Source organism: Bradyrhizobium sp. USDA 4472, from assembly GCF_054058595.1.
In genome coordinates this window covers 7,434,751-7,447,074 of the sequence record NZ_JBSSAM010000001.1, presented here as the reverse complement: position 1 = coordinate 7,447,074, position 12,324 = coordinate 7,434,751, and the positions used below count along the sequence as shown (strand labels likewise).

Here is a 12,324-nt window from a genome sequence, read left to right as displayed (position 1 = left end):
TAGCCGAGCGGGGCCTATAAACCAATGGTCAGGCTCGCAATTTTGAACAAACGGCTTAATTGAACCCCGGTTCATTACGGGCCTTTCGGGGACGTTCCTTGCAGCCTGGCGGCTACGCGCCCTAGATGGCCCGACCGTCGCTCTTTCAAACCGTAATAGGCGCATGACCGCAGCTCCCAAACGACCTTCAGACCAGGATGGATTCTTCTGGAAAACCAAGAAGATGGAGGACATGTCGACGGCCGAATGGGAGAGCCTGTGCGACGGCTGCGGCCGCTGCTGCCTGAACAAGCTCGAAGACGAGGATACCGGGGAGATCTATTTCACCGATGTCAGCTGCAAGATGCTCGATTCCTGCACGTCCGGCTGCAAGGACTACGCGAATCGCTTCGACCATGTTCCCGACTGCGTTGTCATGACGCCGGCGAGCGTCCGGGACCTGAAATGGCTGCCGCCGAGCTGCGGCTACAAGCTGGTCGCGGAAGGGCGCGATCTCTATTGGTGGCACCCGCTGATCTCGGGCGATCCCAATACGGTGCACGAGGCCGGCGTCTCCGTGCGCGGCCGGGTCGCCGGCACCGAGGTCGAGATCCCGGACGACGAACTGGAGCACTATCTGGTGCAATGGCCCGGGCAGCTGCCGAAACGGGCACGCCTGAAGCGACGCCCCAAGGACTGATCCGTCCGCTCTCGCAGATCAATTGTTCGGGATGACCGCGGTGCGGGATGCACCCATGCGCCGTGGTGCCTGCCCGAGAAGAACTTTGCTGTCTAGATTGCCGTCATAGGCCGATTCTTTCGCGGCTTTGCGCCGCGATACGCTCCATCTGACACGCCCCGAGATGAACCAGTTCACACGGCAGAGCAGCCAGTCTGCCGACATCCAGACGTTGCCCGACGATATCGCGGAGGAACTGACCCGCCTTCCGGCGGAGGTCACGAGCGTCCGCAACTCGCCGCCTCCGACGCTGTCATCGGATGAAGTCCGCACCATCGTCATCAGCCTGATGCTGACGATGTTCCTGGCTGCGCTCGACCAGACCATCGTCGCCACGGCGCTGCCGACCATCGGACGCCAGTTCCAGGATGTCTCGAACCTGTCCTGGGTCATCACCGCCTATCTGCTCGCCTCGACCGCCGTCGCGCCGGTGTTCGGGACGCTGAGCGACATCTACGGCCGTAAGGCCATGATCATCGTCTCGTTGAGCCTGTTCATCGCCGGCTCGATCCTGTGCGCGGTCGCGCCGAGCATGCCGATGCTGATTCTTGCACGCGGTCTGCAGGGACTGGGTGGCGGCGGCATCATGCCTGTCGTGCAGACGGTGATCTCCGACGTCGTGAGCCCGCGCGAGCGTGGTCAGTATCAAGCCTATTTCTCCAGCGTCTGGATGGTCGGCGGCATCCTCGGCCCCGTCATCGGCGGCGTGTTCGCCGAGCATCTGCACTGGTCGATGATCTTCTGGATCAATTTGCCGCTCGCAGCCGCAGCGCTCGCGTTGTTGCTGCCGAAGATGAAGAAGATCCCGGTGTTCCACCGCAAGCGCAAGGTCGACTGGCTCGGCGGCGTGCTGCTGATGGCTTCTGCCGTGGTCTTCATGCTGGTGTTGACCTGGGGTGGCACGCGCTATCCCTGGCTCTCGCCGACCGTGCTGTCGATGGTAGGCGGCGCAATCGCGCTGGCGCTCACCTTCGTCTGGCATGCGCGCCGGGCCGACGAGCCGTTCCTGCCCCTGCCGCTGCTCTCGGGATCGGTCGCGCCGTTCGCGCTGACTGCCGGCGGCTGCGGCCTCGGCGCGATCACCGGCCTCACCGTGCAGCTGCCGCTCTATTACGAGTCGGTCTATCACCTCAGCGCCAGCGAGGCGGGGCTCGCGCTGATTCCGCTTGCCGCGGTCTCGACCTGCGGTGCGGCGATCGCGGGCCGCACCATGGCGCGGGCCAAGCACTACAAGCGCGTCGCCATCATCGGCACCTCCTGGGCTGCCATCTGCGCCTTAGGCCTGACCGTCACCACGCTGCCGCTGTGGGGATTGCTGACGCTGATGGCCGCGTTCGCGCTCGGTCTCGGCACGACCTTCCCGGTCTGCGTGGTCTCGCTGCAGAATTCGGTGGCCCGTCCGCAGGTCGGTACCATCACCGGCGCGATGAACTTCTTCCGCTCGCTGATGTCCTCGTTCACGGTCGCAGCGTTCGCCGCAATCCTGCTGATTGCGCTCGGCGCCGACATTCCGCTGGCCGGCGAGCATCACGCCGCCGGCAGCATCCCTGCGATCCCCACTGAAGACATGCGCCGTGCCTTCCGCTACGTCTTCGCGGCCGCGACCGCGCTGATGACGACAGCCTCGCTCTGCCTGATCATGATGGAGGAGCGGCCGCTGGCCGGTCCCACCACGACGCATGCCGTCGAGATGGCGGAGTAGGCGGCGCTAGCCGCCCCGGTTGGAGTAGGCGTCTTCGTCGGCATTGCCCGCGGCGCCTTTCCGCGCCTCCGCTGCAAGATGGCTCTTCAGCCGCGCCAGCGCCTCAGCGGACCAGTCATGGACATCGGTGACAGCGACCCAGGCATCGACGTAGTGCTCGGGCGCATAGACATGGCCATAGCCCAGCGGTGTGCCGTTCGCGACCGCCATGTCGAGCGCGAGCTGCAGCATCGTCACGATCGGATACCATCGCAATTCCGGCGACACGTCGGGCCCGCGCGGCGTCGACATCCAGGCCGGCGCCTGGAACGCGTCGCCGTAGTCAAAGAACGTGATCGCGTCGCTGGCATATTGCAGATAGACCACGCGCATCGGCCCCCAGGGCGCATTTGCGGGCACTAGCGGCCCATTCTGGTTCATGAAGCGGACCAAGCGGCCGTCGCGGAACTCCGGCAGCCACGCCAGCGAGCCCGGATTGCGGTTCGCAACGATCGAGCGCCAGATGCGGCTCGCGAACGGCGGCCCGCTCCAAAGCGCGCCTGCAATGGGATCGCCGATCGTCTCGAACAGCTCTGCGGATTTTTCCGAGTTGAGGGCGCCCAGACTCAGCCCATGCAGATACAGCTTCGGCCGCATCTCCCTGGGTAGCGTGGTCCAGTAGCCGTAGATCTCTGCAAACAGGGCCCGCGCCGCTTCCGCGCCGTATTCGGGCTGAAACAGCAGTGACAATGGGCTGTTGAGATAGGAGTACTGGACTGCGACGCTCGCGACGTCTCCATGATGGAGATATTCCACCGGATCCATCGCGGCCGGATCGATCCAGCCGGTGCCGGTCGGCGTGACGACGATCAGGGTCGAGCGCTCAAAACCGTGCTGCCGCTTGAGCTCGTCGAGCGCAAGCCTCGCGCGCGCCTGCGCCGTGTCGGCGCCGGCGAGGCCGACATAGACGCGGACAGGTTCCTGCGCACTCTGTCCGGTAACGGCGCTAATCTCGGCTCGGGTCGGGCCGGAGGCAATGAACCGGCGACCCATGCGCCCGAGCTCCGTCCACTTCACCAGCGATGCCGCGCTGCCCGTCTTCCCGGGGCTGGTCGGTTGCGGCCGCTCGGGCTCGAACAGGCCGTCGAATTCGCGAAAGGACGAATCGAGCGCGCGAAACGCCATGCCGATCAGGAGATTGTTGGCGATCGACCAGAACAGCAGGCCTGCCATCACGACGCCGAGGACATTGGCGACCTTGCGCGGAATGATGCGCTTCGCCCCGACGGTGAGGAACCGCGAGACGAGCACGAACAGCCGGCCCAGCGCCAGCAGCACCACGAAAGTGATCAGGGCGATGGCAGAAATCTTGAGCGGATGGGCGGTCTCGACCGGTGGCATCTTCATGACGGCGCGGATCGAGTTCTGCCATCCGGCGGCCCGCCATAGATAGACGATGACGACGATCACGCAGCCGGCCGCGACCAGCGCATTTGCGCTGGATCTCAGCTGCGCCGAGGGCTCGGGCAGTTCGAGATAGTGCCACAGCCAGCGCCAGAGATTTCCGGCGAGGTAGCCGATCGCAAAACAAGCGCCGGCGAGGGCGCCTTGCGTGAGATAGCTCCGCGGGATCAGGGTCGGCGTCAGCGCGGCGGCGAAGAACAGGGCGCCGAGCACCAGTCCGACGCCGGACAGCGACTGCATTTGCCGCCGGATCAGCCAAACCGGTTTCTGGAAGGCTCCTGGCGACAACGCTAGCCCCTGTTGTTGTCTGAAAACCCACTCTTCCGCGGCAGCCGAATCGTAAACTCCGTGAACACGCCGGGCTCCGTCGCGACCTCGATGGCGCCGCCATGCTGCTTCACCACGATGTCGTGGCTCATCGACAGCCCGAGACCGGTGCCTTCGCCGGCCGGTTTGGTGGTGAAGAAGGGATTGAACATCTTCGCCTTCACCTCATCGGGAATGCCGGTACCGTTGTCGCGGATACGGATCTCGATGCTGTCGCCGCGGTCGCGCGTCGTGGCGGTCACGACCGGCTCGAAAGCGCCGGCATCGCCTTCGGCCCGGCGTTTTGCCAGTGCGTAAAACCCGTTCGAGACCAGGTTCAGCAACACCCGCGTGATCTCCTGCGGGAACACTTCGGCGACGCCTGCTGCCGGATCGAGGTCGCGCTTCACCGTGACGTCGAAATGCGGCTGCTCGGCACGGGCACCGTGATAGGCAAGGTCGAGGCTCTCCTCGACCAGCGCGTTGATGTCGGCCGCCCGGTGTTCGCCACTGCCTTCGCGCGAATGCAGCAGCATGTTCTTGACGATGGAATCGGCGCGCTTGCCGTGCTGCACGACCTTTTGCAAATTGTCCTTCAGCATCCCCGTCAACTCGTCGACATCGTTGCGGACATCGTCGCCGAGCGGAACGGGCGCAAGCACCTCGTTCAGCTCGTCCGTCAACTCGGCGGAGAGCGCCGCGAAATTATTGACGAAGTTGAGCGGGTTCTTGATCTCGTGTGCGATGCCGGCGGTGAGCTGGCCGAGTGAGGCCAGCTTCTCGGTCTGGATCAGCCGGTCCTGCGCCGCCCGCAGATCGTCGAGCGATCTGGCGAGCTCCTGCGTGCGGGCCTGCACTTCGTCGAAGAGGCGCACATTCTCGATCGCGATGACGGCCTGGTCGGCGAAGCTGGTAACGAGCTCGATCTGCTTTTCGCTGAACGGCCGGATTGCGCGACGTGCGAGAACAATTGCACCTACCGTGCTGCCTTCGCGCAGCAAGGGCACACCGAGGAAGCTACGCGGATTGCCGCTCAATTCCTGGCCTTCAAAGAAGTAATCGGGGTCTTCGAGCACGTCGGTGACATGGACCACCTTGTCGCCGAGCAAAGTCCGACCCGTGATGGTGCGCCTGTCCGGCCTGACCGGGAGATCTCTTACATATTCGACGAATTCGGCTGGGAAGCCGTAGGAGCCCGCCCGGAAATAGCTGCTGCCGGACTTGCGGGTAATCGCCGCCATATCGGCTTCGCATAGTCGCGCCGCCGATTCGACCAGCGTATCGAGCACGGCCTGCAGGTCGAACGCCGAGCGGCTGATAACCTTGAGCACCTCGGCTGTCGCCGTTTGCTGTTGCAGCGACTCGGTCAGATTTTCGGTGCGCTGACGCAATTCGCCGAGCAGTCGCGCGTTCTCGATGGCGATCACGGCTTGCGCCGCGAACTGGTTCAGCAAGGTGATCTGCTTCCGGGAGAAGGGCCGGTTCTCCTGCCGGAAGATCATGACGTTGCCCACTACGCGCTCGTCCTGGAGCAACGGCACCGCGAGCAGGCTGCGCGCGCCGCCGAGATCGACCAACGCCCGCCGGTTCGGCTCTCCGCTGCGATAGACGTCCGATTCCAGGAGGTCGATCATTTCGACGAACGGTTCGCCCCTCAAAAGGCGCGCCGGTGCGGTGGCCGGACCATAGTTGAGAGGCGCCTTGCGCCGGAATTCATCGTAGGCGGGAGGCAAGCCGTAAGTGGCGGCTGTGTGGAACTGCGTGCCGTCATAGGTATTGAGCACGCCGAAACTGGCGCCGCAGAGCTGCATTGCCTTGCCGAGCATCGCCTCGAACACGGGCCTGAGATCGCCATTCGACCGGCTGATGACGCTGAGCACCTCCGATGTCGCGGTCTGTTGCTCCAGGGATTCGGTAAGCTCCCGCGTGCGGTCCTGGACTTCGTTGAACAGCCGTGTGTTCTCGATCGCGATCACGGCCTGGTCGGCAAAGGTCTTGAGCAGACTGATCGCCTTGTCAGGGAAAGAGCCGGCCTCGCGCCGCGTCACGCCGATGGTGCCGATCGCAACGCCGTCGCGCAGCATCGGGACGACGAGGATGCTGCGGTAGCCGCGGGTCCGCGCCAGCTCCCGCATGGCCTCGGTCAGGTCTGGCTCGTTCTGCATGTCGCTGCGGAAGGCGTACTCACCGCTGGTTGCGACGCGGCTGTGAATGCCTGACGAGGCCAGCGGCGCCGGGAACGTGCTCAGCAGCTCCGCATTGCCCGCTTCGTTGTCGGTGGTGAAGGCCGCCAGATGCAGCATGCCGCCGATGACGCGGGTGACGGTGGAGGAATGTCCGCCGACCAGCGCCTTGGCGCTGTCCGAGATCGCCTGGAACACCGGCGTGACGTCGGCCGGCGAGGCGGCAATCACCTTGAGGATGTCGGCGGTCGCGGTCTGCCGTTCCAGTGCCTCCCTGGTGGCGTTGAACAGGCTGACATTCTTGACCGCGATCACCGCCTGGTCGGCAAAGGTCTGCAGCAGCCGTACATGATGCTCGGGGAATGCGCCGGTCGTGCGCCGCGTCGCGATGATGACGCCTCTGGCTTCACCTTCGCTCATCAGCGGCGTGAACAGCATGCTGCGAAAGCCACGGGCGCGCGCGATGTCGCGGGTGGCCGGTTCGAGCTCGGTGTCGGGTACTTGCGCCGAGTCACCGTTGGCCGTGAGCTCGTAGGCGGGAAACTGCGCGAACGGCACCGGGAACGAGGCCTGCAGCACACGGTCGCCCTCGGGATCGACGGGCGTGAACGCCGCCAGGTGCGCTGCGCCATCGATGTAGCGCAGCACGGCGGTGGAGAAGCCGTCGATCAGCCTGTTGGCATTGGCCGCGATGGCATCGAACACCGGCTGCACGTCGGATGGTGAAGCCGCCATCACCTTCAGGATGTCGGCCGTCGCGGTCTGGCGCTCGAGCGTCTCGCGCGTCGCGTTGAACAGGCGCGCATTCTCGATCGCGATCACGGCCTGGTCGGCAAAGGTCTGCAACAACTGCACCTGATCGGGCGCGAATGCGCCTGTTACGGCACGTGTGACGCTGATCATGCCGACCGCCGTGCCGCGGTTCATCAGCGGCATGAACAGCACGCTGCGAAAGCCGCGCAGTCGCGCCAGGTCACGGTTCAGCTCGGGGACGTCAGCGGCCTCGCTGTCCGGAAACTGGATCGTTTCGCCGCCGCGGACCAGTGCGAAGGTTGGAAAATCCTCGATCCGGCGCGGGAACGACGCCTTCAACCCTTCGTCGCCTTCCGGGCTGGTCGGCGTGAACGCCACCAGATGCAGCTCGTCGCCGATGAATTGGAGCACGGTCGCGGAGAAGCCGCCGAGCAGGCGCTTTGAGCTCGACGCGATCGCCGCGAATACGGGCCGCGCGTCCGACGGGGAGGCCGCGATGGTGCGCAATATCTCGGCGGTGGCACTCTGGCGATCGCGCAGCCGCGCGTTCTCGGCTGCGGCCGACAGCAATTGCCGCTTGAGCTCGTCGATCCCGGCAGCATCGTTGGAAGGGGAGGTCATTCGCATTCCGGCTGAATGCCGCGGCAGGCGCGGCACGGGGCCGGATTATCACATCTCCTGCGGCGCGTGCCAGCGCCTGCGGCACTGCGGCTGGTTCAGGTGCCCGGCCGCGACACCTCGGTCTCCTTGCTGGTGATGAACTCCAGCAGCACCGGCACGCCTTCCCTCGTTTTCTGGATGCCGCGCTTGATCGCGGGGATGATGTCCTCCGGGTTTGTCACCCGCTCGCCATGGCCGCCGAAGGCGCGCGCCATCGCGGCGTAGTCGCCGGAAATGTCGGTCGAGCGGTACTTTTCCGTCGAGATCGGCATCACCTTCAATTCGATCGCCATGGAAAAATTGTTGAGCAGGATCGACATGATCGGGATGCGCTCGCGCACCGCGGTCTCGAAATCCATGCCGGTGAAGCCGATCGCCGCATCGCCCCAGACATTGATGCAGAGCTTGTCGGGTTTGGCCAGTTTTGCGCCCATCGCGAGGCCAAGGCCGTAGCCAAGCTGCGTCGTCTTGCCCCACCCGAGATAGGAGAGGGGTGTGACCGCTTTCCAGAACGGCGAGAGCTGGTCGCGCGGGCTGCCGGCATCATGGGTGATGATGGTGTTCTCGACGTCGACGGTGTGTTGCAAGTCCCAGAGGACGCGATAGGGGTTGAGCGGTGCATCGTTGCTGGTGAGTTTCGGCATCCACTTCGCCAGCCACTCCTTGTGCAAGGCCGCGATCTCGGCCGCGATCGCCGAAGCATCGCGATCGGCGGTCACGGTCTTGCTGATCTCCTTCAGCAGCGCATCGAGCACGAGACCGGCGTCGCCGACGAGACCGATCTTCGCTTCCACATCCTTGTTGAGATGATTCGGATCGAGCGTGGAGTGGATGATGGTCTTGCCCTTCGGCATCGCGATGCCGAAGCTGGTCTCGGTGAAGGAGCAGCCGATGCCGAAGATGACATCGGCTTCAGTGAGGAACTTCGGCACCGCGCGGGGCACCGCAAGGCCGCCCGAGCCGAGCGAGAGCGGATGCGTCTCTGGAAACGATGATTTGCCGCCGAGGCTGGTGGTGACGGGGATGGCGAGCCGCTCCGCAAGTCGCTTCAGCTGCGGCCACGCCTGCGCGTAATGCACGCCCTGGCCGGCATAGATCACGGGGCGCTCGGCGTTGATGAGCAGGTGCGCGGCTTCTGTCACATGGACGGGGTCGGCACCGTAGCGCGTGCGCAGCACCGGCGTGTAGTTCAGCGGTTCCGGCACCTCCTCGTTCCACATGTCGGCAGGGATTTCGACGATCACAGGACCGCCACGGCCGTTCTTCAACTTGGTGAAGGCGCGTCGAAAGATGCTGGCGACCTCCGCCGCCAGGATGATCGGCTCGGACGATTTCGAGAACGGCCTCATCGCTTCGCTGGAATTGAAGTTCGGCTCGATATGCGCGAGCCGGCGCTGATAGCCCATCGGCAGCACCAGCACGGGCACGGATTCGCCAAAGCATTGCGCGACGCCGCCCATCGCGTTCTCCGCGCCAGGGCCGTGCTGCATGCAGAACGCACCGATCGTGCGCCCCGAGGTCACGCGTGAGATCGCATCCGCCATGTGCAATCCGACGCGCTCCTGCCGCACCATCACGGGCCTGATCTCGGCCTTTGCCGCGTGCTCGATCAGATGATTGACGGGGTAACCACAGAGGATCTCGATCCCCTCTCGCCGCATGATTTCCGCAATGGCGGTGCCGAGCTTCATGGCGTCTCTCTCCTGATGTGGCCGGTTGGTCCGGCTGTTGGGAAGAGAGGATCAGGAAATAGGGGAAGGGTAAAGCGTGAGCAAGTGACCGCCAGCTATGCAGCGAGCCGCCGGCCCGCTATTTGCAGTTCTTGCAAATCGTCAGCTTGCGCTTCAACGCCTCGTCTTCCTGATCGACCAGCGTCTGCGCGTCGAGGCCGGTGTCTCTTGCTGCGCGCGGCCTCGCAGGCGGCGTCAGCCGGCTCGGTGCGTCATTTTCGTCGGTACCGGCGTTGAAGCCGTCATAGTCGGCGGCCGGATTTGGCAATGCCGCCAGCCCGCCGGTCACAGCTGGCGAAGGCTCTTTGCCGGACGCGGCCGGCTTGGCGTTTTTGGCGCTCGCATGCGGCGGTGCATTGGGCGCCGCCAGCGAAACGGGCGGCGCGGTCGAACTCTGTCCTCGCGCGCGGTCCTGGGACCCCACGCCAACCACCATGAGGCTAAGAGCCAGGAGCGCCACGCGTCTCATCCGCATCCTTCGAGCAGTTCCGGTCCAACGATTGGCAGCAGAATATCAGGCCTCGCATGGCCGTCAAAGTTGACGGAAATGGGTCGCTATCTCCGTCGGTATCGAAGCGCATCGACAAGCAGCGAGAAGGCCGGCGAGGGCTGGCGGCGGCTCGGATAGTAAAGGTGATATCCGGAGAACGGCGGGCACCAATCGGAGAGCACGCGAACCAGCTGTCCGCGGGACAGGTAAGGCTGCACGTGTCCCTCGGTGAGATAGGCAAGGCCGAGCCCCTTCAGCGCGCCGTCCAGCAGCAGGCCCGCGCTGTTGAACACGAGTTGCCCTTCCACGCGCACGTTGAGCTCACGGCCATTCTTTTCGAACTCCCACGCATAAAGGCTGCCGCCGTGGGTAGGCAGGCGAAGGTTGAGGCAGTTGTGCTGGGTCAGGTCCTGGGGAATTTTGGGCTTCTTGCGCGCCGCAAAATAGGATGGCGAGCCGACGACCGCCATGCGCAGGTCGGGACTGACGCGGACCGCGATCATGTCCTTGGCGACAAGCTCACCCGGACGGATGCCGGCATCGACCTGCTGCGCGACGATGTCGGCGAGCCCGTAGTCGACGATGATCTCGACATGAATGTCAGGGTATTTCGGCAAAACCTTCCCGAGCGCCGGCAACAGGATCTCGCGCGCGGCATATTCCGTGGCCGTCAGCCTGACAGTTCCGGCCGGCTTCTCGCGGAATTCGCCGAGCGCGGCGAGATCCCGATCCATCTCGTTGAACTTGGGGCCGATGCTCTGGAATAGCCGCTCACCGGCCTGGGTCGGCGTCACGCTTCGCGTCGTTCTGTTCAGGAGGCGCACGCCCAGCCGCTCCTCGAGATTGCGGATGATCTGGCTGAGCGCGGATTGTGTCATGCCGAGCTTCGCTGCCGCCCGCGTGAAGCTGTGTTCCCGCGCCACGGCGAGGAAGGCGAGTAGATCGCTCGCGTCGTCCCGGTGCATTGATTAGCTGTCCTAATGACTACATGCGAAATCTATCACCTAATCACGGGTGCGCGGAAGTCTTAGGTTCGGAGCGGTCATCAGGAGCTCTGAATCGGCATGTCAATCACGGCCATCCAACCCCTCGTGTCGTCTCGCGTCACCGTGACGTTGCTGCCGATCATGGCGGTGGTGTTCGCCGCCTTCCTCGTCATCGGCGTCGCGATGCCCGTGCTGCCGGTTCACGTCCATGACGGATTGGGGCTTGGCACGTTCGTGGTCGGTCTGGTCGCCGGCAGCCAGTTCGCGGCCTCCCTGGTCTCGCGGCCTTGGGCCGGTCATTTCTCCGATCGCCGGGGTGCGAAGCGCGGTGTGATCGCGGGCCTCATTGCGGCTGCGGCTTCGGGGCTGCTGTACTTGCTGTCGCTCGAGTTCACCGGGGCGCCGCTGACCTCCGTTGCGATTCTGCTGCTCGGGCGTGGTGTGCTGGGTGCGGCGGAAAGCTTCATCATCACGGCGGCGGTCAGCTGGGGACTTGCAAGGGTCGATACGGGCAATACCGGCAAGGTCATAGCCTGGGTCGGCTCGGCCATGTTCGCCGCGTTCGCGATCGGCGCGCCGGCGGGCTCGGCGCTCTACGCCGCCTACGGCTTTGCCGCGATCGCGGTTGCCACCGCGATCGCGCCGCTCCTTGCTCTGTTGCTTGTCGTGCCGCTTCCAGCTGCCGCTCCGATGCAGCAGGCACGTTCTTCATTCGCCAAGGTGCTCGGCTCGGTGTGGCTGCCGGGCCTCGGCTGCGCTCTCGGCAGCGTCGGCTTTGGCGCGGTGACGACGTTCGTCGCGCTGCTGTTCGCGAGCCGGGGATGGGCCAACGGATGGCTTGCCTACACCGCCTATGCGGTCGCCTTCATCCTGGCGCGGGTATTTTTCAGTCATCTGGCCGATCGGATCGGCGGCGCTAGGGTCGCGCTTGTGTGCGCTTTGGTCGAAGCCGCCGGACAAGCTCTCATCTGGGTGGCTGTCCGACCTGAAATGGCGCTGGCGGGGGCCGCGCTCACCGGCTTCGGCTTCTCACTGGTCTACCCAGGCTTCGGTGTCGAGGCGGTGCACCGCGTTCCGGCACAGAGCCGGGGCCTCGCCATGGGCGCCTACACCGCCTTTCTCGATCTCGCCCAAGGGCTCGCCAGCCCGGCGCTTGGATTGATCGCGACAAGCGCGAGGCTGAACGTCCTGTTTCTCGCCAGCGCGGTCACCGTGCTCTGCGCCGCGCTGGTGGCGGGGTGGCTGTCGGCACATCCGTTCAGGATGGAAGGACGTCCGCAATGAGAGCGTTCATAACTGCATTGTTGTCGGTCTGGCTGGCTGCCGGCAGCCCGGGCGACGCTGAGCAAGAGA

7 protein-coding genes and 1 pseudogene are annotated in these 12,324 nt (G+C 64.8%); 3 read left to right on the top strand and 5 right to left on the bottom strand.

Annotated elements, in window-relative coordinates; genetic code table 11:
• Positions 1-163 precede the first annotated feature (163 nt).
• On the top strand, positions 164-679 hold the full coding sequence (locus ACVWZ4_RS35145) for a YcgN family cysteine cluster protein (protein ID WP_456702635.1): 516 nt from the start codon (positions 164-166) through the stop codon (positions 677-679).
• Positions 680-842: 163 nt separating this feature from the next.
• Positions 843-2,420, top strand: a complete 1,578-nt coding sequence (locus ACVWZ4_RS35140) for an MDR family MFS transporter (RefSeq protein WP_456734565.1) — start codon at positions 843-845, stop codon at positions 2,418-2,420.
• A 6-nt stretch (positions 2,421-2,426) separates the two neighbouring features.
• Here the strand turns inward: ACVWZ4_RS35140 and ACVWZ4_RS35135 are convergent, their stop codons facing one another.
• The 5 genes and pseudogenes from ACVWZ4_RS35135 to ACVWZ4_RS35115 all read right to left on the bottom strand — a co-directional run bounded on the left by ACVWZ4_RS35135 (position 2,427) and on the right by ACVWZ4_RS35115 (position 10,950).
• Positions 2,427-4,103: an alpha/beta hydrolase gene (locus ACVWZ4_RS35135; protein ID WP_456739569.1), complete on the bottom strand. Its 1,677-nt coding sequence runs from the start codon at positions 4,101-4,103 to the stop codon at positions 2,427-2,429.
• Between the two features lie 50 nt (positions 4,104-4,153).
• Positions 4,154-7,726 (bottom strand): GAF domain-containing protein, encoded by a 3,573-nt coding sequence (locus ACVWZ4_RS35130; RefSeq protein ID WP_456739568.1) that lies wholly within the window; start codon positions 7,724-7,726, stop codon positions 4,154-4,156.
• 95 nt (positions 7,727-7,821) lie between these two features.
• Positions 7,822-9,468, bottom strand: a pseudogene (locus ACVWZ4_RS35125) (thiamine pyrophosphate-requiring protein); the annotation flags it as partial.
• A gap of 106 nt (positions 9,469-9,574) precedes the next feature.
• A complete protein-coding gene (locus tag ACVWZ4_RS35120) occupies positions 9,575-9,919 on the bottom strand; it encodes a hypothetical protein (protein WP_456739567.1) in 345 nt (114 codons plus the stop codon).
• A 131-nt stretch (positions 9,920-10,050) separates the two neighbouring features.
• A complete protein-coding gene (locus ACVWZ4_RS35115) occupies positions 10,051-10,950 on the bottom strand; it encodes a LysR family transcriptional regulator (RefSeq protein ID WP_456739566.1) in 900 nt (299 codons plus the stop codon).
• 99 nt (positions 10,951-11,049) lie between these two features.
• Between ACVWZ4_RS35115 and ACVWZ4_RS35110 the strand changes: the two genes are divergently transcribed.
• A complete protein-coding gene (locus ACVWZ4_RS35110; protein ID WP_456739565.1) occupies positions 11,050-12,255 on the top strand; it encodes an arabinose transporter in 1,206 nt (401 codons plus the stop codon).
• The last annotated feature ends 69 nt before the right edge of the window (positions 12,256-12,324 follow it).